Annotated in this window: 20 protein-coding genes; 12 read left to right on the plus strand and 8 right to left on the minus strand. The window is 28.7% G+C overall.

Going from position 1 to position 20,323, the window contains the following annotated elements:
* Nucleotides 1–256: 256 nt before the first annotated feature.
* From gyrA to dnaA, 7 genes are all read right to left on the minus strand, one after another.
* Nucleotides 257–2,842, minus strand: a complete 2,586-nt coding sequence (gene gyrA / locus J1C67_RS06075) for a DNA gyrase subunit A (RefSeq protein ID WP_167867173.1) — start codon at nt 2,840–2,842, stop codon at nt 257–259.
* A gap of 21 nt (nt 2,843–2,863) precedes the next feature.
* Entirely contained in the window at nt 2,864–4,777 is a 1,914-nt protein-coding gene (gene gyrB, locus J1C67_RS06080; RefSeq protein WP_423738895.1) for a DNA topoisomerase (ATP-hydrolyzing) subunit B, read from the minus strand.
* Nucleotides 4,778–4,835: 58 nt separating this feature from the next.
* The gene (gene remB / locus J1C67_RS06085) at nt 4,836–5,096 is read right to left on the minus strand and encodes an extracellular matrix regulator RemB (RefSeq protein WP_089972216.1); all 261 of its coding nucleotides are present in this window, start codon (nt 5,094–5,096) and stop codon (nt 4,836–4,838) included.
* Between the two features lie 13 nt (nt 5,097–5,109).
* Nucleotides 5,110–6,195 carry a DNA replication/repair protein RecF gene (gene recF / locus J1C67_RS06090; protein WP_089972214.1) on the minus strand — a complete coding sequence of 362 codons (1,086 nt, stop codon included), beginning with the start codon at nt 6,193–6,195 and terminating at the stop codon, nt 5,110–5,112.
* A gap of 56 nt (nt 6,196–6,251) precedes the next feature.
* Nucleotides 6,252–6,458 carry an RNA-binding S4 domain-containing protein gene (locus tag J1C67_RS06095; RefSeq protein ID WP_089972230.1) on the minus strand — a complete coding sequence of 69 codons (207 nt, stop codon included), beginning with the start codon at nt 6,456–6,458 and terminating at the stop codon, nt 6,252–6,254.
* Between the two features lie 50 nt (nt 6,459–6,508).
* Nucleotides 6,509–7,609, minus strand: a complete 1,101-nt coding sequence (gene dnaN, locus J1C67_RS06100; protein ID WP_167867174.1) for a DNA polymerase III subunit beta — start codon at nt 7,607–7,609, stop codon at nt 6,509–6,511.
* Between the two features lie 258 nt (nt 7,610–7,867).
* A complete protein-coding gene (dnaA, locus tag J1C67_RS06105; RefSeq protein ID WP_089972209.1) occupies nt 7,868–9,235 on the minus strand; it encodes a chromosomal replication initiator protein DnaA in 1,368 nt (455 codons plus the stop codon).
* A 529-nt stretch (nt 9,236–9,764) separates the two neighbouring features.
* Here dnaA and rpmH point away from each other — a divergent pair.
* The 12 genes from rpmH to J1C67_RS06165 all read left to right on the plus strand — a co-directional run bounded on the left by rpmH (nt 9,765) and on the right by J1C67_RS06165 (nt 19,547).
* On the plus strand, nt 9,765–9,899 hold the full coding sequence (gene rpmH / locus J1C67_RS06110) for a 50S ribosomal protein L34 (RefSeq protein WP_089972207.1): 135 nt from the start codon (nt 9,765–9,767) through the stop codon (nt 9,897–9,899).
* Nucleotides 9,900–9,958: 59 nt separating this feature from the next.
* The gene (rnpA, locus tag J1C67_RS06115; protein WP_089972194.1) at nt 9,959–10,309 is read left to right on the plus strand and encodes a ribonuclease P protein component; all 351 of its coding nucleotides are present in this window, start codon (nt 9,959–9,961) and stop codon (nt 10,307–10,309) included.
* Nucleotides 10,309–10,518, plus strand: a complete 210-nt coding sequence (gene yidD, locus J1C67_RS06120; protein ID WP_089972192.1) for a membrane protein insertion efficiency factor YidD — start codon at nt 10,309–10,311, stop codon at nt 10,516–10,518. Before rnpA ends, yidD begins: the two co-directional genes overlap by 1 nt.
* A 13-nt stretch (nt 10,519–10,531) precedes the next feature.
* Nucleotides 10,532–11,272, plus strand: coding sequence for a membrane protein insertase YidC (gene yidC, locus J1C67_RS06125; RefSeq protein WP_167867175.1), 741 nt, complete (start codon nt 10,532–10,534; stop codon nt 11,270–11,272).
* A 42-nt stretch (nt 11,273–11,314) separates the two neighbouring features.
* Entirely contained in the window at nt 11,315–11,941 is a 627-nt protein-coding gene (gene jag, locus J1C67_RS06130) for an RNA-binding cell elongation regulator Jag/EloR (RefSeq protein ID WP_089972229.1), read from the plus strand.
* A 132-nt stretch (nt 11,942–12,073) separates the two neighbouring features.
* Complete coding sequence (mnmE, locus tag J1C67_RS06135; protein WP_167867176.1) at nt 12,074–13,453, plus strand: tRNA uridine-5-carboxymethylaminomethyl(34) synthesis GTPase MnmE; 1,380 nt, start codon at nt 12,074–12,076, stop codon at nt 13,451–13,453.
* Nucleotides 13,454–13,464: 11 nt separating this feature from the next.
* On the plus strand, nt 13,465–15,351 hold the full coding sequence (gene mnmG / locus J1C67_RS06140) for a tRNA uridine-5-carboxymethylaminomethyl(34) synthesis enzyme MnmG (RefSeq protein WP_167867177.1): 1,887 nt from the start codon (nt 13,465–13,467) through the stop codon (nt 15,349–15,351).
* 10 nt (nt 15,352–15,361) lie between these two features.
* A complete protein-coding gene (gene rsmG, locus J1C67_RS06145) occupies nt 15,362–16,081 on the plus strand; it encodes a 16S rRNA (guanine(527)-N(7))-methyltransferase RsmG (RefSeq protein WP_089972184.1) in 720 nt (239 codons plus the stop codon).
* Nucleotides 16,082–16,298: 217 nt separating this feature from the next.
* Entirely contained in the window at nt 16,299–17,084 is a 786-nt protein-coding gene (locus tag J1C67_RS06150; RefSeq protein WP_167867178.1) for a ParB/RepB/Spo0J family partition protein, read from the plus strand.
* Between the two features lie 220 nt (nt 17,085–17,304).
* A complete protein-coding gene (locus J1C67_RS06155) occupies nt 17,305–18,075 on the plus strand; it encodes a ParA family protein (RefSeq protein ID WP_089972181.1) in 771 nt (256 codons plus the stop codon).
* Nucleotides 18,076–18,079: 4 nt separating this feature from the next.
* Nucleotides 18,080–18,934 (plus strand): ParB/RepB/Spo0J family partition protein, encoded by an 855-nt coding sequence (locus J1C67_RS06160; protein ID WP_089972180.1) that lies wholly within the window; start codon nt 18,080–18,082, stop codon nt 18,932–18,934.
* Between the two features lie 127 nt (nt 18,935–19,061).
* Entirely contained in the window at nt 19,062–19,547 is a 486-nt protein-coding gene (locus J1C67_RS06165; protein WP_423231039.1) for a DUF4446 family protein, read from the plus strand.
* Nucleotides 19,548–19,643: 96 nt separating this feature from the next.
* Here J1C67_RS06165 and yyaC read toward each other — a convergent pair whose 3' ends face one another.
* Nucleotides 19,644–20,240 (minus strand): spore protease YyaC, encoded by a 597-nt coding sequence (yyaC, locus tag J1C67_RS06170; protein WP_167867179.1) that lies wholly within the window; start codon nt 20,238–20,240, stop codon nt 19,644–19,646.
* Nucleotides 20,241–20,323: the final 83 nt, after the last annotated feature.

The raw sequence follows: 20,323 nt of genomic DNA on the forward strand, positions 1-20,323 counted from the left end.
TTACTTTATATTTATCTATATTACTCTTAAATACTATTATTGATACACCAGGCAACAATATCTAATTTCTACGCCTATTCTACTGAATATTACATCTAAAGCTAATTAAATACAGCCTTATTCAAATAATAATCCAAGATTTGTTGTATAGTATGCTGGCATATCTGACTAATTGTTTCTTTAGCCTATCTAATATAAAAATAAAAGCCTTACTACTATCCTATCGGATAATAGTAAGGCTTTTAAATAATTTATCTTAATCTTCTTTATCTACTTGTTCTATTAGTCTATCTAAACTAGTATCATTCTCTTCTAAAGTATCATCAACTATTGCATCTATGATTAACTCATCATCATCATCCATAATACTTTCATCAAGATCAGTTCCTTCTAACACTAATTGTTCTTCTTGACTTTCATTATCTATATTTCTAATTTTAGCTATAGCAACTACTTCCTCTTCTTCACCAGTTCTCATAAGTTTTACACCCATAGTTGCTCTACTAGTTACTGATATATCTGAAATATTAATTCTTATAGCTACACCATTTGTATTTATAATCATTAATTCATCATCTTCTTTACATACAGTAGCCCCTACTAACTTACCTGTTTTATCAGATATTTTGTAAGTTATAAGTCCTACTCCACCTCTTTTTTGTCTCTTATATTCAGTAACAGGAGTTCTCTTACCATAGCCATTTTTACTAATAGCTAATAATTCTTCACCTTCTACAGCTATGTCCATGCATACAGCGATATCACCTTGTCTTAATCTTATAGATCTAACACCAGCTGCTGTTCTACCCATTGGTCTTACATTTTTTTCATTAAATTTAATTGCATTACCATCTTGAGTAGCTATAATAATATCTGCATCTCCGCGTGTAACCTTAACTTTCAGAAGTTCATCTCCATCTTTTAAGTTTATAGCTATTAATCCATTTTTTCTTAAGTTCTTAAATTCTGATAAAGGTGTCTTTTTAACTATACCTTGTTTAGTACCCATAAATAAGTACCCACCTTCTACATTATCTTGGACACTTAATACAGTCTCTATTCTTTCATCTTGCTCTATAGATATTAAATTAACTATATTAGTTCCCTTAGCAGTTCTTCCTGCATCAGGAATCTCATATGCTCTTAATTTATATACCCTTCCTCTATTAGTGAAGAATAATACATCTGAGTGAGTTGAAGTCACAATAACATGTTCTACAAAATCATCTTCTTTTGTAGTCATTGCTTGTATTCCTCTTCCCCCTCTTTTTTGAGATGAATAAGTATCTGCTGATATTCTCTTTATATACCCCGAATTAGTTAAGGTAACAACTACCTCTTCTTCTTGTATTAAATCTTCAATATCAATTTCATTCATATTCTTTTCAATTACAGATCTTCTTTCATCATTATACTTAGCTCTTATTTCTAATAACTCTTCTTTTATAACAGATAATAATCTTTCTTCACTCATAAGTATAGAATTTAAATAATCTATTAATTTCATAAGTTCATTATATTCGTCTTCTATTTTATTTCTTTCTAAACCAGTAAGTCTTCTTAATCTCATCTCTAAAATAGCTACCGCTTGCTTATCGCTTAAATTAAATCTTTCTATCAATGTAATTCTAGCTATTTCACCAGTCTTAGATCCCCTAATAATACTAATTACTTCGTCTATATTATCAAGAGCTATTTTTAACCCCTCTAATATATGAGCTCTAGCCTTAGCCTTATTTAATTCAAAAGTTGTTCTTCTTGTTATAATTTCCTTTTGGAAAGTAATATAATGTTCAAGCACTTCCTTAAGTGTTAATACCTTTGGTTCATTATTAACTAATGCTAACATTATTACACCAAATGTATCTTGCATTTGAGTATGTTTATATAACATATTTAATACTACATTAGGATTAGCATCTCTCTTAAGTTCTACTACTATTCTCATACCATCTCTATCTGATTCATCTCTTAAGTCAGATATACCAATTAATTTTTTATCTTTAACTAATTCAGCTATATTTTCTATAAGCCTAGCTTTGTTAACTTGGTATGGTATTTCAGTTACTATTATTTTATGTCTTGAATTTTCTTCTTCAATATCAGCCTTAGCTCTAACTAAAATCTTTCCTCTTCCTGTTTCATAAGCAGATCTAATTCCAGCCTTCCCCATTATAATAGCTCCAGTTGGAAAATCAGGTCCTTTTATTACAGTCATCAATTCTAGTATTGAAGCTTCTGGATTGTCTATAAGCATTATAGTACCGTCTATAATTTCACCTAAATTGTGTGGTGGAATATTAGTCGCCATTCCTACCGCTATACCTGATGATCCATTAACTAAAAGGTTTGGATATCTTGATGGTAATACACAAGGTTCTTGTTCTTCCCCATCAAAGTTTGGTCTAAAATCTACAGTATCTTTTGTTATATCTCTTAACATTTCAGCTGCTATCTTATTCATTTTTGCTTCTGTATATCTCATAGCCGCTGGATTATCTCCATCTACAGATCCAAAGTTTCCATGACCATTTACAAGCATATATCTCAGCGAAAAATCTTGCGCCATTCTAACTAATGCACCATATACTGAGGAATCACCATGTGGGTGATACTTACCTAAAACTTCCCCAACTATTCTTGCACATTTTCTATATCCTTTTTCTGGTGCTAATCCAAGTTCATGCATAGAAAATAGTATTCTTCTATGAACAGGCTTTAACCCATCTCTAACATCAGGTAGCGCACGCCCAACTATAACACTCATAGCATAATCAATATAGCATTTCTTCATTTCCTTATTTATATCAACTTCAATGACTTTTCCCTCATTCAAATTCATGTACTTCACCTCACATTAGTGCTAAACATCTAAATTACTTACTTTTTTAGCATTCTTTCTAATAAATTCTCTTCTTGGCTCAACTTTATCACCCATTAATATAGTAAATATTTCATCAGCCGCTATTGCATCTTCTATTTTTGCTTTTAATAATATTCTTTTTTCTGGATCCATTGTTGTTTCCCATAATTGATTAGCATTCATTTCTCCAAGACCTTTGTATCTTTGAATATCAGTTGATTTATCTTTACCACCAATATCTTCAAGAAGCTTTTCTAATTCTAAATCAGAATAAACATAATGTTCTTTTCTGTTCTTGCTTACTTTATATAGTGGAGGTTGTGCTATATATACATGCCCATCATCTAATAGATCTCTCATATATCTATAGAAGAATGTTAATAATAATGTTCTAATATGAGCTCCATCTACATCGGCATCTGTCATTATTATTATTCTATTATATCTTAATTTTTCTGTATCAAATTCATTTCCTATTCCTGCACCAAATGCAGTAACCATATATTTTATAGAATCTGAATTTAATATCTTATCTAATCTTTGCTTCTCAACATTCATTATTTTACCCTTTAGAGGTAAAATTGCTTGGAATCTTCTATTACGACCTTGTTTAGCCGATCCACCGGCCGAATCCCCTTCGACTATGTATATTTCACATTCCATAGGGTCCTTAGATGAACAGTCTGCTAACTTTCCTGGTAATGATGAACTCTGTAAAACAGATTTTCTTGTTAACTCTCTAGCTTTTCTAGCTGCATCTCTAGCTCTTGCTGCCATTAAACCCTTGTCTATTATTATTTTACCAATAGCAGGATTTTCTTCTAAAAACATTGATACTCCAGTTCCTACTATTGAATCTACAATCCCTCTGACTTCTGAATTTCCAAGTTTAGTTTTAGTCTGACCTTCAAACTGTGGATCAGTTATTTTTACAGATATAACAGCCGTTATTCCTTCTCTTATATCATCACCTGAAAGATTTTTATCAGAGTCCTTTAGGTGTCCAAACTTTTTAGCATAATCATTAATTACTCTTGTCAATGCGTTCTTGAATCCAGATAAATGCGTACCACCTTCAATAGTATCTATATTGTTTGCGAATGAATACAAATTTTCACTATATCCATCGTTATATTGAAGCGCTATTTCGGCTATAATGCCATCTTTTTCACCTTCAACATATATTGGTTCTTGATGAAGTGGTTCTTTATTTCTGTTTAGGTAGGCTACAAATTCTTTTATACCGCCCTCATACATATAAATTTCCACTTTATCTTCTTCTCGTTTATCTGTTAAAATTATACTAATTCCCTTGTTTAGAAACGCTAACTCTCTTAATCTATTAGCTAAAACATCAAAATCATATTCTATTTCTTCAAAAATTTCACTATCTGGTTTAAAGTTTACTTGAGTTCCAAATTCATCAGATTCAGCAATTTTCTCTAATTCACTCATCACCTCTCCTCTAGCATACTTTTGTTTCCAAATATGACCTTCTCTTTTTACAATTACTTCACACCATTCTGAAAGTGCATTAACTACAGAAGCTCCAACTCCATGAAGACCTCCGGATACCTTATAGCCTCCGCCTCCGAATTTACCTCCAGCATGTAGGATAGTCATTATAACTTCTACAGATGATTTACCCATTTTAGCATTTAAACCTACAGGCATTCCTCTACCATCATCTATTACAGTAATAGAATTATCCGCATTAATAGTTACTGATATATTCTTACAGTATCCAGCTAAGGCTTCATCGATACTATTATCAACTATTTCATAAACTAAATGATGCAATCCTCTGGAACTTGTACTTCCTATATACATACTAGGCCTTTTTCTTACAGCCTCTAAGCCTTCAAGAATCTGTATCTGACTCTCATCATAACTTTCTTTATTTTGTTCCAACATAAATTCCTCCTAAAATAACATATGGTATTATAATCGCAATGAAGGTTAGATATTGAAATTACGAATTATAATCTATATTTGTTCTTTTTGTTAAAGTTGATGATGATATAGGTGATAAATAAACCTTACTCATCTTATTAACTTCTGCAATAACAAAAGATTTTGGTTTTTCTTTAGAAATTTTCTCAACAAACCCATCTTCCTCAGCCATTCTTAAAAATGATATAGTATCTGAGCTATACATAGTTGTTTGTAAATCAAAAATTCCAATTATATCTTTAATAGGAACTACTACATTCTCTCCTAAATGTAAAAACACAAGAATCCCTCCTCTAATTTAGGATTTCTCCATTCTTAACTTTAAAAATCTTAGAATTTTCATCTAAATATTCGGTCAAATCATCAATTCCTGTACATGTTATTATCGTTTGAAGTCCTCCTATAGTACTTAGTATATATTTTTTTCTACTAAAATCTAATTCAGATAATACATCATCTAATAACAGTACTGGATTTTCACCGGTTAATTCTTTAATTATTTTTAAAGAAGAAAACTTTATTGTTAAAACCGCAGTTCTTTGTTGTCCTTGAGATCCATAAATCTTGGTATCAACATTATTTATAAGGACTAAAAAATCATCCCTATGCGGGCCTACACTAGTTACTCCTCTATCTATATCTTTTATTCTGTTTTGTTTTAAAATTTTATAAAAATCTTCTTTTATATTTTTTAAATCTTTTATAGTACTAACATACTTAAATTCTATTTGCTCTTTTCCTGAAGTTATATCTTCATGTATATTCTTTCCATAATAATTTAATTTATCCATATAATTTATTCTATCTGTAATTATATTATATCCGTAGTCAATTAATTGAATATCATATACATCTAAAATATCTTTATCTATCTTCATGTTTTTCAAAACTATATTTCTTTCATTTAAAATTTTATTATATTGAACTAGATTATAATAATATCTAGAGTTTAATTGACATAACTCCATATCTATAAATCTTCTTCTAACTCCTGGAGAATCTTTTATTATTTTTAAATCTTCTGGAGAAAACATAACAACATTAAAACTTCCAAATAGTTCACCAATCTTATTTACTTTTATTTTATTTATTTTTATAGCCTTTTTTCCATCTTTTAAAATGTTAATATCTATTCGCTTGTCAATACGCTTCTTAGATACACTTAAACTAATAAATGTATTTTCACCATTCCAATTTATTAATTCTTTATCTTTTGATGTTCTATGAGATTTTGCAAAAGCACAATAATATATACTTTCTAATATATTAGTTTTACCTTGAGCATTATCACCTATAAATACATTTACATTTTTACTAAAACTTATATCTAAGGCTATGTAATTTCTATAATTTAACATTTGAAGTCTTTTAATATACATTTTCAACACCCATCTATTAATTATAACATACTAATAAGAGTAAAAATTTAGAAACCCTAAAGAATTTTATAAACTTCTTTATTGAATTCAACTATATCTCCAGATTTTAACTTCTTTCCTCTTTGTGTACATATCTCTCCATTAACTTTTACTAATTCATCTAATATATATATTTTAGCCTCTGATCCCAAACATGCAGCACCGCTCCATTTTAAAAAAGCATCTAATTTAATAATTTCAGTATTTATTTTAATTTCATTCATTTCCAATTTAGTTGTATATTTTATGTATAATTATACAACCTTCCTCCTTTCTATCTTATTAGTCTTACTGGTAATACTAAATATTTAGCATTACTCATATTTTTTCCTTTAATAACACAAGGACTTACTCCCGAAGTCATTTCCATAACAACTTCATCTTCTTCCATATTTTTAAGAACATCTAATAAGTATCTTGAGTTAAATGCAATTTGAACTCCCTCTCCTTGCATATTTATAGAAACTTCTTCTCTAGCTTTTCCCAACTGAGAATTAGATGTTATAATTACATTTTCTTCTTGGAAATCTAACTTGATTAAATTACTATTACCATCTTTAGCCATTAATGAAGCTCTTTCAAGTCCATTTTGGAATTCTTGTTTATTAATATTAACAAGCAGCTTATGTTCTTGTGGTAATAAAGATAGATAATTTACAAATTTCCCATCTAGTAATCTTGATATTATTTTGGTATCACTCAAATTAAATAAGATATGATTAGGAGTGAATGTTATTTTAACAATATCATCTTTATCTTCTAATATCTTAGAGACTTCATTAAGAGTTTTTCCTGGGATTACAACTTCTATATTATTATTATTATCTAAAAATTCACTTTTAACAGCCAATCTATAGCCATCTAATGCAACTAAGTTTAAATTCTTATTTTTAACTTCAAATAAAATTCCTTGAAGTATTGGTCTTGTTTCATCTTGAGCTATTGCAAAAGATGTCCCTTTTATCATATTTTTTATTATGTTTTGAGGTACTTCTACAGTTACATCCTCATTAATACTTGGTAATGCAGGAAAATCTGTTGCGTTCATACAAACTATATTGAATACTGATTTTTCGCATGTAATTTGGATTATATCATTTTCTAAAGTTTCTATTTTTACGTCTGCGTTAGATAACTTTCTAATTATTTCCCCAAATATTTTTGCATCTATAACTACTTTTCCTTCTTCTTGTACTTCTGCACAAACTTTTGTTTCAATGCTTACATCCATATCGGATCCGATTAAAGTTAAACCTTCTTTAGAAGCAGATATATAAATACCTTCTAGAATAGGCATAGTAGTTTTTCCTGTTATAGCTTTTGTAGCTATTGAAATACCTTCTTGTAGTTTTTGTTTTTCACATATAAAAATCATTTAAATACCTCCTAATTTGTTAACAATAAATATGGCTTAATATAAGATAATATATATAAAATATATAGTAATAGTAGTAGTAGGGGCTGTGGATATGTTGAAAAGTACTCTCAGCCCTGTAAACTAAACACTTTTATACAAAAAAAATGTGTGGATAAGTCCGTAACAATATAGGCTGTTTATCCACAGTATCAACAGCTGGTAGTATTCTATAAAGTTATCCACAGGCATTTGTATAAAATTATGTACACCTGTTGATTAATTTTGATTTATCTTCTTAGTTATATCATTTATAGTATTTTGTAAGCTTTCATCATTCTTTAATCCTTCAGAAATTTTTTCGTAAGCATGAATGACAGTAGTATGATCTCGGCCTCCAAATTCTTCACCTATTTTAGGTAAAGACATATCAGTAATCTTTCGACTTAAGTACATAGCTATTTGTCTTGGATATGATATATTCCGGGTTCTTCTTTGAGATTTTAAATCTTCAACTCGCAAATTAAAATAATTTGCAACAACATCTTGAATAACATCCATTGTAATATTTTTATTTTGTTTATTGGATATAATATCTTTTAAAGCTTCTGTAGCTAAGTCAACTGTAATATTTCTATTAGTTAAAGAAGAGTAAGCAACTATTCTAATTAAGCCACCTTCTAATTCTCTTATGTTAGATTTAATTTTTGTTGCAATATAGACAAGGACCTCATTTGGAACGTTTAAAGTTTCGACATCGGCTTTCTTTTTTAAAATAGCCATTCTTGTTTCAAAATCGGGAGCTTGAGTATCGGCTATTAAACCCCATTCAAATCTTGAACGTAATCTAGCTTCTAACGTAGGTATTTCTTTAGGTGGTCTATCAGATGAAAGAATTATTTGTTTATTTGCTTCGTGAAGAGCATTAAATGTATGGAAGAATTCTTCTTGAGTTCTCTCTTTACCACCTATAAATTGAATATCATCTATAAGGAGAACATCTATATTTCTATATTTATTTCTAAATTCTTCATTTTTATCATCTTTAATTGCATTTATAAGCTCGTTAGTAAATTTTTCAGAAGATACATAAACTACTTTTGCTTTAGGATTATTTTGTAGAATATAATGACCTATAGCATGCATTAAATGAGTTTTACCTAAACCAACCCCACCATAAATAAATAAAGGATTATATGCTTTAGCTGGAGATTCAGCAACAGCTAAAGATGCAGCATGGGCAAATCTATTACTATTACCTATAACAAATGAAGAAAAAGTATACTTAGGATTCAATATACTAGACATTTCATCATTTACGGCAACAGATGCATTATTTCGTTTAGATAATTTAATTTCTTCTATTTCTCTATTTTTATCTTCGATTTCTTGTAGATCAGATGCTATGAAAAATTCTACTTTATATAATTTAGAACAAGCAACTTCTATAGAATTGACAACTAAGTCTTTATATCTTTTTTCCAAAATGTCTTGAGTGAAGGAATTTGGAACACTGATTTGAATAGTGTTAGAAGATATAGCAATTGGATTACAACTTTTAATCCAAGTGTTGAAGCTAACTTCACTCATTTCACCTTTAATAATATTTAAAGTTCTTTCCCAGAGTATGTTAAGATCAGTTTCCATTGAATATCCTCCATTAAAATAAATTTTAAAATAATATAATAACAATATAATCACAACTTATCAACATAATTATTAACAGGTAAAATCAAATGTTAATAACTATAATTAAAATTAGTCACATGTTAATAATTATGTTGATAATATAAAAAAATGAGTTTATCCACATAAAAGTTATAAACAATAAGAATATTGCTTAAATTCATGTGTTTTCCTAATAATTACTACTAGAAATAGAATTTTAACATATAAAACTAAAAAGTTATACACAATTTTGTCCACAGCTGTGGATAAAGTAAGTTATACACAATTTTATTCACATTTAATACTAATAATATCATAAGTGAATCATTGTATTCAATAAGTTATCCACAAAAAAAACATATTGAATTATAATTACTAACAGGTAATTGTCAATTATAGCGTATTGACAGAAAAAGAGGATATATATATAATAATAAGGTAAAATTAAAATACTTGAATAATATAGTTATTTCTATATTGTTAATAAAACTTAAAGGGGGTGTATTGAATGTTCATGACATACCAACCAAAAAAGAGACAAAGAAAAAGAGAACATGGTTTCTTTAAAAGAATGAGTACTGCATCAGGTAGAAACATTCTTAGAAAAAGAAGACAAAAAGGAAGAAGTAAACTAACAGCATAAGGGCCGCAAATGTGGCTCTTTTTCTGCAAATGCAGAAAAAAAAGGAGAAATAATAATCCATGATATATAGATTAAGAAAAAATATTGAATTTAGGACTGTGTATAGAAGAGGCAAGTCCTTAGCTAATGGACTTTTGGTTCTATATATTTATAATAACAATAGAAATAAAGATGAACATGGACATCCTTATAATAAATTAGGGATTTCTGTTAGTAAAAAAGTCGGCAATAGTGTAGTTAGAAGCAGAAGCAAAAGATTAATAACGGAAAGCTATAGATTAAATTGTGATTCTTTAAAAGAAGGTTATGATTTTGTTTTTATAGCAAGAACGTCAATTAAAGAAAAAAGCTACTCACAAGTAGAAGATGCTATGAAAAAACTATTTCAAAAGGCAGGCTTATATAAATAATGAAAAAACTAATACTTAGTATTATAAACTTATATAGGAAATATATTTCACCAATGAGATCACCATGTTGCATATACTCTCCAACGTGTTCACAATACGCGATAGATGCTATAAGTAAATATGGTGCTCTTAAAGGTGGTTTTTTAACAATTAAAAGAATTTTAAGGTGTAATCCTTTTAGTAAGGGAGGATATGACCCCGTTAAATAAAGGAGGTTATGATATGTTGGACTTTATAGTAAAACCGATGACAGCAATATTTCAATCGCTTCATTTGTTTATTGAACAGATGGGAGTAACCGGAGGAGTATCTTATGTATTAGCAATATTCATATTTACATTAGCAATAAGACTTCTTATACTTCCATTAACTATTAAAGGTAGTAAATCTAATGCGAAAATGCAGGAAATTCAACCAGAATTAAAAAAAATACAAGAAAAATATAAGGGTAACCCTGAGAAGTTACAAGTAGAATCTTCAAAATTAATGAAGGATAATAAAGTTAGTATGTTAGGTGGATGCATACCTTCGTTATTACCACTACCTATATTATTTGCTTTATACTATGTATTTAGAGAAATTCCAAACACAGGAAATGTATCGTTTTTATGGATAAGTGATATATTTAAAGCAGATAAGTATCATATACTACCAGTTTTAGCGGCTTTAGGTACGTATTTACCAACAATTTTAATGACTAAGTCAATGCCTAAAAATGATAGTAGTCCTATGAACATGGGTACTATGAACATAATGATGTCGGGTATGATGGGGGTCATGGCATGGAATTTCCAATCAATTCTAGTTATGTACTGGATAATTGGTGGAGTGATTCAGTTAGTTCAAACATATTTTGTAAATTATTTACCATATCAGAAAAAATTAGCATTAAAAACCAAAGAAGAAGCTTTAGTAGTTTCTGAAAAGGTTAAAAAAGCAACACCAAAAACTAGAAAAAGATAATAATAATACTTTAAAGAGTATTTATAGGTGGGTGAATATGGTATGAAAATAGTTGAAATGACAGGTAAAACTGTAAATGAGGCATTAAAAAATGCTTTAAAGCAATTAAATTTAACAGAAGATAAAGTTGAGTTTGAAGTTATCCAAGAAGCTAGCAGAGGTTTTTTTAATCTTATTGGTAATAAACCTGCTAAAATATTGGTTAAGGTTAAACGGAACTATATAGAAGATGGAAAAATATTTTTAAGAAATGTACTTGATTCTATGGGTATTGAATCAGAAATAAGTTTTAAAGAAGAAAATGATATGCTTCACATTAATATAACTGGTCCTAAAATGGGGTTAATTATAGGTTATAGGGGAGAAACATTAGATTCATTACAATATTTGGTATCTTTAGTTGTTAATAAAAGTCATGATATACCTTATAAGAAAATAATTTTAGACACTGAAAATTATAGGTCTAAAAGAGAAGAAACTCTTAAAAGAGTTGCTCAAAAAACTGCATATAAGGTTAGAAAGACTGGAAGATCATTTAAACTTGAGCCCATGAACCCATATGAGAGAAGAGTTATTCACTCTGAACTGCAAGATAATGAATTTATATATACTTATAGTGATGGTGATGAACCTTACAGAAGAATAGTAGTTGATATCAGAAAAGAATAAAAAAGCCATAATTGGCTTTTTTTTTATTTAATGATTTTTTGACTATTTTTAAATAGTTTTGTAAAATGAATAATAGTATATTGGAGTTATGATATCTAAAGAAAGGATCAAATTAGAAAGGAGAATTTTATTATGAAAGAATTTGATACTATTTGTGCTATTGCTACTGCCTTAGGTGAGGGTGGAATTGCTATAATAAGGATTTCTGGAGATAAGGCTTTAGAAATAATATCAAAAATATTCAGAGCAAAAAGTGGAATTGACATAAAGGAAATAAAGACTTATACAATGCGATATGGAAATATTATAGATCACGAAACAGAAGATTTAATAGATGAAGTAATAGTAAGTTATATGAAAGGTCCTAAGAGCTTTACTGCAGAGGATACAATTGAAATCAATTGTCACGGTGGAGTTATGTCTACTAATAAAGTGTTAGAAGCAGCTATAAAAGCTGGAGCAAGACTTGCAGAACCAGGAGAATTTACTAAAAGAGCCTTTTTAAATGGAAGGATAGATTTATCTCAAGCAGAAGCTGTAATTGATATTATAAGAGCTAAAACAGATTTAGCTATGAAATCAGCTTTATTACAAAGTAAAGGGTCACTTTCCCAGGAAATAAATAAATTGAATGAATATCTATTAAATGTATTAGCGTTAATAGAATATGCGGTTGATTTTACTGAAGATGATGAGGAATTAGACCCAACTATACCTATAAGAGTCGCTGAGGGATTAGAAAATGCTATAAATAATATAAATGAATTACTTAAAACTGCAGAAGAAGGTAAGATTATAAGAGAAGGGTTAAGTTTGGCTATAGTTGGTAAACCTAATGTTGGTAAATCATCTCTTTTAAATGCTTTATTAAAGGAAAAAAGAGCTATTGTTACTGATATTGCAGGAACAACAAGAGATGTTATTGAAGAATACATAAATCTTGATGGGATTCCTATTAAGATAATTGATACAGCTGGTATAAGAGAAACTAGTGATATTATTGAAAAAATAGGAGTTGAAAGATCTAGAGAAAAGATCGAGGAAGCGGACTTGGTATTATTAGTTTTAGATTCATCTCGAAGTTTAGATGATGAAGATAAAGAAATAATAGATATAGTCAAAAGAAAGAAGTCTATAGTTATATTAAATAAAATGGATTTAGAAAATAAAATAGATAAAAATGAAATAGCGTCATTTAAAAATATAATAGATATTTCAGCTAGAGAGGAACTTGGAATAGCTCAGCTTAAAAATAATATTAAGGATATGTTTTTTAGTGGTAAAATAGATGGTGAGAGTTTAGTAATTTCAAATACAAGACATAAGCAAGCCTTAATTAGAGCAGAAGAGAATGTAAAAAGCGCTTTAGAGAGAGTTAGAAATGAAGAATATTTAGATTTAATTTCTATATTTGTTACATCGGGATTAAAGGCTTTAGGTGAGATAACCGGATCAGAATTAGAAGAAGATTTAATCAACAAAATATTTAGAGAATTTTGTTGTGGAAAGTAGGGAGAATAATTATGAAATATAATGCAGGAGAATATGATGTAATAGTAGTTGGGGCAGGTCATGCTGGGTGTGAAGCTGCACTTGCAGCTTCTAGAATGGGATTAAAAACAATGATATGCACAATTAATCTTGATTCTATTGCAATGATGCCTTGTAATCCTAATATTGGAGGTACTGCCAAAGGTCATTTAGTTAGAGAAGTAGATGCATTAGGTGGAGAAATGGCAATTAATATTGATAATACATTTATCCAATCTAGAATGCTAAATTTATCTAAGGGACCAGCGGTACATTCATTGAGAGCACAAGCTGATAAGAAAAAGTATCAAGATAGAATGAAGAATGTTTTAGAAGGTCAAGAGAACCTTCAAGTAAGACAATTAGAGGTTACAGAATTACAGGTTGAAGAAGGTAATGTAGTTGGGATAGTTACTAAAAATGGAGGCATTTTTAATTGTAAGTCAGTTATATTAACTACAGGAACTTACTTAAGATCAAGAATAATAATAGGTGACGTAACGTATAACAGTGGACCTAATGGATTATCAGCTGCTAATGAATTATCACAGTCGTTAATAGATTTAGGGATTTCTTTAAGAAGGTTTAAGACTGGAACCCCAGCAAGAATAAATATGAGATCGGTTGATTTTTCAAAGATGATTGAGCAACCGGGAGATGAGAAGATAGTGCCTTTTTCATTTATGAGTAAAAATATAAATAGAGAGCAAGTTTCTTGTTGGTTAACTTATACAAATTCAGAAACTCATAGAATAATTGAAGAAAATATCTCAAGATCACCTATGTATAATGGGTTAATTGAAGGGGTAGGACCTAGATATTGTCCGTCAATAGAAGATAAGGTTATGAGATTTAAGGATAAACCAAGACATCAAATATTTGTAGAACCAGAGGGTGAAGACACTTTAGAAATGTATATTGGTGGAATGTCTTCATCTTTACCAGAAGACGTTCAAGTTAAGATGTTAAGAACATTAGAGGGATTAGAAAATGTGGAAATAATGAGAACTGCTTATGCAATTGAATATGATTCCATTGATCCAACTCAATTAAAACCTACACTAGAATTTAAGAGTATTAAAGGTCTTTATGGCGCAGGTCAATTAAATGGAAGTTCAGGATATGAAGAAGCAGCATCACAAGGTATAGTAGCAGGAATTAATGCAGCTTTAAACGTTCAAGGGAAAGAAGAACTTATACTAACACGTTCTGATGGGTATATAGGCGTTTTAATAGATGATTTAGTGACAAAAGGCACTAATGAACCTTATAGAATGATGACGTCTAGAGCAGAGTATAGACTGTTATTAAGACAAGATAATGCTGACTTTAGATTAACAGATATCGGTTATAAAGTAGGTCTTGTTACAGAAGATAGATATGATAAATATCTAGAAAGAAAAAATAATGTTGAAACTGAATTAGATAGAGTAAAGAGTTTACAAGTCACTGGTAAAAAAGAGGTTAATGAGTATTTAATTTCAATTGGTTCTAGTGAATTAAAGAAACCTATAAAGTTCTATGAATTAATTAAGAGGCCGGAAGTAGATTATTTTAGTTTATCAGCCTTAGATCCAAATAGACCTGTGCAATCAGATGATATAGGGGAACAAATTAATATAATAGCTAAATATGAAGGTTATATAACGAATCAGTTAGAACAAGTAAATAAGTTTAGAAAATTTGAAAAGAAATTATTAGATGAAAGTATTGATTATAGTGAGATTAGGGGATTAAGAATAGAAGCAATACAAAAGCTTTCTAGTATAAAGCCAATAAGTATAGGGCAGGCATCAAGAATATCAGGGGTATCTCCAGCTGATATATCAGTGTTATTAATATATTTAGAGAATAAGCGTAAAATGAATAGTAATAATTAAGGAGTGTAATATGGAATTTTATGAATTAATGAAAAGTGCATCTACAGAAGCTGATTTAGAGTTATCAGAATATCAATATAACCAGTTTATTAAATATATGAGACTGCTTCAAGAGTGGAATGAAAAAGTTAATTTAACTACAATTATAGAAGATGAAGACGTAATAAAAAAACATTTTATAGATTGTATTAAAGCATTTAAATCTAAACCAATTAGAGAGGCTAAGACAGTAATAGATGTTGGAACTGGGGCGGGGTTCCCAGGTATTCCTATTGCAATAATGAATCCTAAGATCAAGGTAACATTATTAGACTCTTTAAATAAAAGGGTTAATTTCTTAAATACAGTTGTTAATGAGCTTGGGTTAACTAATGTAACAACAATACATGCAAGAGCAGAAGATGGAGCTAGAAAAGTTGAATTAAGAGAAAAATTTGATGTAGCGACATCAAGAGCTGTAGCTAATATGGCTGTGCTTACTGAATTTTGCATGCCATATGTAAAAGTTAAAGGATATTTTGTAGCGCTTAAAGGACCTTCTATAGTAGAAGAACTTAAGAATGGAAAGGCTGCTATAAAAATATTAGGAGGGGAACTTCAAAGAGTTATAGAAGTTAATATCGAAGACACTGATTTAAGGCATAATATAGTAGAAATTAAGAAGATAAAGCTATGTTCAAAGCTATATCCGAGAAAAGCTGGTAGCATAAATAAAGATCCTCTTAAATAAAAGATATATTTTACGCTTATTTATTCTACGAAATGAGCAAAAATAAACAAAATATTGGGAAAAATATATTAATATGTAATGATTAATTACTTTAATGAATAATTTGTCTTACGATAAAAATGTAAAAAAAGAGGAATTAAAAGAATAAAATAGAATTGTTAAAATATAGATAAAATGATGTTTAAATTAAGAAAAGATGAGGGATGGTTGGGTGCATATGAATAAAGAAATTATAAGTATAAATGTTGGTAGTATTTTTCCTAATACTTATCAACCAAGAAAATTCTTTAATGAAGAAGCTTTAATAGAATTATCTGAGTCGATAAAACAATATGGAATTATTCAGCCAATAACAGTTAGAAAAAGGGGAGAAAAATTTGAATTAGTTGCTGGAGAGAGACGATGGAGAGCTGCTAGAATTGCTGAATTAGAATATATTCCGTGTAATGTAATAGACATTACAGATACTCAATCAGCTGAAATTGCCTTATTGGAGAACCTTCAAAGAGAAGATTTAAATTTCATGGAAGAATCTGAAGCATATTATAATCTTATTCACGACCATAAATTTACTCAAGATGAATTAGCAAAAAGAATGGGTAAAAAACAATCAACTATAGCAAATAAGTTAAGACTTCTTAAATTAAGCATAAATATAAGAAATATTTGTGTTGAAAATAAATTAACAGAAAGACACGCGAGAGCATTACTTTTACTACCGAATGAAGAATTGCAAAATAAAGTTGTTCAAATAGTAGTAAAAGATGGTCTAAATGTTAAAAATACAGAGGAATTAATTAATAAGGAATTACTTAAGCTAGCAGGAGAACAACTTAATGAGAGAAATAAGAAAAAAGTAAAAACTATTTTCCCAGCCAAACTGTATATAAATACAATTAAGCAAGTATTTGACAAATGCAATATACCGGCAGAATATAAGTTCAAAGATTCCGAGGATTGTATAGAAATTACAGTTTTAATACCTAAAAATAGTAGAAAGTAATTAAATTTATTATTTAATATTTAAGTATATTAAATTTATATAAAATAGCGATAATTTATAATTATCGCTATTTTTTTATTTCTAAATATTATTTTTTAAAAATAACTTAAAAAAATATTAAATTATATACATTTCTGCTTTGTTTACCTTTTAATATGTAATAAAAATATATATAATGTTAATAGAGAAGGGGGTGAAGCTCTATTATTAGAGCTATATTATGAAGAGAATTTGCGTTTTCAATCAAAAGGGCGGAGTAGGTAAAACAACAACTAATATTAATCTTTGTGCGTATTTAGCAATGGAAGGATATAGAGTATTAACAATAGATATAGATCCTCAAGGAAATACAACGAGTGGGTTAGGGCTAGATAAAAGAAATCTAGAATTATCAATGTATGATGTAATGACTTCTGATGTATCGATTAAAGATGTTATGTTAAAGAGTGAATTAGTACAAAATTTATTTATTGCACCATCAACTATGGAATTAGCGGGAGCAGAAGTTGAGATAATAGCTAAAGAGAATAGAGAAACTATATTATTAAACAAACTAAAGGAAGTTGAAGATGACTTTGATTTTGTATTTATTGATTGTCCTCCATCATTAGGAGTACTTACTATAAATGCATTAACATCAGTAGAATCTGTATTGATACCAATACAATGTGAATTCTATGCATTAGAAGGTGTAGGGCAACTTATGAATACACTTCAGTTAGTTAAAAAATCTTTAAATAAAGATTTAGAAATTGAAGGCGTAATTATGACTATGTATGATTATAGAACCAATTTAAGTAATGAAGTATATGAAGAAGTTAAAAAGTTTTTTAAAGATAAAGTTTATACAACCACAGTGTCAAGAAATATTAGGCTGGCAGAAGCTCCGAGTTTTGGTTTGCCAATAATGTTATATGATGAGAAGTGTAAAGGCGCAGCTGCATACAATGCATTAACAAAAGAATTTTTAAATAGGCAGAAGGTGAGATAGAATTATGAGTAAAAAATTTGTGCTTGGAAAAGGATTAGGTGCTTTAATTCCAGATGAATTAGAACCAAAGGAAAAGAAAAATAATAGTGAAATGTTTATTTCAATTAATTTAATCAAAAGTAATGAGAATCAACCGAGAAAAGCTTTTGATGATGAAAAAATAGCTGAATTAGCAGAATCTATTAAACATCATGGAATAGTGCAACCTATAATACTAAGAAAAGATAAAGAAAATTATATAATAGTTGCAGGAGAAAGAAGATGGAGAGCGGCTAAGTTGCTTGCGCTTAAAGAAGTTCCCGCAGTAGTTATGGACTTAACTGATAAACAAGTATTGGAAATATCTTTAATTGAAAATATTCAGAGAGAAAATTTAAATCCTATTGAAGAAGCTATCGCTTATAAAAGATTATTAAGTGAATTTAGTTTAACTCAAGAAGAATTAAGTAAACGAATAGGTAAATCGAGGGTTTCAATTACTAACACTATGAGATTGATGAATTTGAATGAGAGTGTTCAACAATATATTATAGATAGTGTTATTAGCGAAGGTCATGGAAGAGTCTTATTAGCAATAAGTGATAATAACTTACAATATGAAATTGCTCAAAAAGTAATAGATGAAAAATTATCAGTTAGGGAACTAGAAACAATTGTTAAATATTTAAACAAAGAAAAGGTAGATATTGTACAACCAAGAGAACTTAACAATCCATATTATAAAGACATAACCAATAGATTAGAAAATTATTTTGGGACTAAAGTTAACATTAATAGCAAAAACAATAAGGGTAAGATTCAAATTGAATATTATTCAGAAGAGGATTTACAAAGAATACTAGAAATTATAAATTTATAATGTTTCACGTGAAACAATTTGTGAAATGAAAATTATAATTTTTTAGACAAAAAAATAAAGACATAAATTTAAAATGTTTCACGTGAAACATTTTTTTGAAAGGATGAAATTTGAATTGGAGAATATAATGAAAATGATAAATGAATATTCAACGTTTATAGTTATAGGATTAACAATAATTACTATTTTACTATTTGTAATTGTTATTATACTGATAAATTCAGTAAATAAGCTAGAAAAAAAATATAGAAAAATGATGAGAGGGGTAAATAATAAAAATTTAGAAGCATATATAACATCTAAAGTGGATGAAATAGAAGGAGCAGTAACAAATTCTGAGAAATCATTAGAAGAATGCAAAAATCTAAAAGAAGAACTTAGAAGTTGTGTTAATAAAGTCGCTATAATGAGATATAAGGCTTTTGAGGATATCGGAAGTGATTTAAGTTTTTCAATTGCAATATTAGATGATTATAATGATGGCGTATTAATAACTGGAATATATGCAAGAAATGATAGCACTACTTATGCTAAACCTGTAGACAAAGGCATATCAAGATATGACTTATCAGAAGAAGAAATTCATGTTTTAAATGAAGCAATAAATAAATAATAAAATAAAAAGTGTCACATTAAATTATGTGGCACTTTTTTTATTGCAAATTTGAGAAAATAATACATTTAAATGAGATAGCACAGCATTCGAATTTTATAAATAATGTATATTTTCTAAGGAATTATTAAAATGTTTATTATTAGATCCTAATGATTTTAGTATAAAATGATAAATACCGTTTGAGATACAATCAGCTAAGGCCATCACTGTATAAAGTCTAGTATTTTGGAGGACCATAAATTCAAAATTTCCAGAAATATTCACAATCCCAGTTATACTAAGATCACCAACTGGTGGTAAATCTTTATTTAGTGCTAATCCTGGATATAATGGACCTTCTTCAATGAAAACTTTACCAATATTATGTAGACTTCCTAAAGATGCATCTATGGCTATAATATAAGGATTATTAAATTGCAAATTAACTTTATTTAATACATCTATAAGATTTTTAGAATGAACTGGGCTCTCTAAACAACCATAAACATGGATGTTATTTAGCGATAGAAATTTCAACTTATATCCTACTAGGGGCCCAAGTGAATCACCTGTAGATCTATCTGTTCCAATGCAAATAAACACTATAGGCCTATTTTCCTTTAGAATATAGTTTAACTTTATATAAAGAAAATCCCTAACTTCTGAATAAGAGTTGGGTGATGTTGAATCTACTGAAAAACATGTATTCATACAAAAACCTCCTTTATTGAAATTATTGACAATAAAGAAAGCTACTATTCATGTATATAAGGGATATTCAAAAAATAAATTAA

The organism is Clostridium gasigenes (genome assembly GCF_017348895.1).
Taxonomy (GTDB): Bacteria; Bacillota; Clostridia; order Clostridiales; family Clostridiaceae; genus Clostridium; species Clostridium gasigenes.

Coding starts and splice junctions, on each gene's coding strand:
- mnmG (WP_167867177.1), top strand. CDS start 13,465: ATGAAATATAATGCAGGAGAATATGATGTAATAGTAGTTGGGGCAGGT.
- jag (WP_089972229.1), top strand. CDS start 11,315: ATGAAAATAGTTGAAATGACAGGTAAAACTGTAAATGAGGCATTAAAA.
- mnmE (WP_167867176.1), top strand. CDS start 12,074: ATGAAAGAATTTGATACTATTTGTGCTATTGCTACTGCCTTAGGTGAG.
- gyrA (WP_167867173.1), bottom strand. CDS start 2,842: ATGAATTTGAATGAGGGAAAAGTCATTGAAGTTGATATAAATAAGGAA.
- J1C67_RS06165 (WP_423231039.1), top strand. CDS start 19,062: ATGAAAATGATAAATGAATATTCAACGTTTATAGTTATAGGATTAACA.
- rsmG (WP_089972184.1), top strand. CDS start 15,362: ATGGAATTTTATGAATTAATGAAAAGTGCATCTACAGAAGCTGATTTA.
- rnpA (WP_089972194.1), top strand. CDS start 9,959: ATGATATATAGATTAAGAAAAAATATTGAATTTAGGACTGTGTATAGA.
- yidD (WP_089972192.1), top strand. CDS start 10,309: ATGAAAAAACTAATACTTAGTATTATAAACTTATATAGGAAATATATT.
- recF (WP_089972214.1), bottom strand. CDS start 6,195: ATGTATATTAAAAGACTTCAAATGTTAAATTATAGAAATTACATAGCC.
- gyrB (WP_423738895.1), bottom strand. CDS start 4,777: ATGTTGGAACAAAATAAAGAAAGTTATGATGAGAGTCAGATACAGATT.
- yyaC (WP_167867179.1), bottom strand. CDS start 20,240: ATGAATACATGTTTTTCAGTAGATTCAACATCACCCAACTCTTATTCA.
- J1C67_RS06095 (WP_089972230.1), bottom strand. CDS start 6,458: ATGAATGAAATTAAAATAAATACTGAAATTATTAAATTAGATGCTTTT.
- dnaA (WP_089972209.1), bottom strand. CDS start 9,235: ATGGAAACTGATCTTAACATACTCTGGGAAAGAACTTTAAATATTATT.
- J1C67_RS06155 (WP_089972181.1), top strand. CDS start 17,305: ATGAAGAGAATTTGCGTTTTCAATCAAAAGGGCGGAGTAGGTAAAACA.
- rpmH (WP_089972207.1), top strand. CDS start 9,765: ATGTTCATGACATACCAACCAAAAAAGAGACAAAGAAAAAGAGAACAT.
- J1C67_RS06160 (WP_089972180.1), top strand. CDS start 18,080: ATGAGTAAAAAATTTGTGCTTGGAAAAGGATTAGGTGCTTTAATTCCA.
- J1C67_RS06150 (WP_167867178.1), top strand. CDS start 16,299: ATGAATAAAGAAATTATAAGTATAAATGTTGGTAGTATTTTTCCTAAT.
- dnaN (WP_167867174.1), bottom strand. CDS start 7,609: ATGATTTTTATATGTGAAAAACAAAAACTACAAGAAGGTATTTCAATA.
- yidC (WP_167867175.1), top strand. CDS start 10,532: ATGTTGGACTTTATAGTAAAACCGATGACAGCAATATTTCAATCGCTT.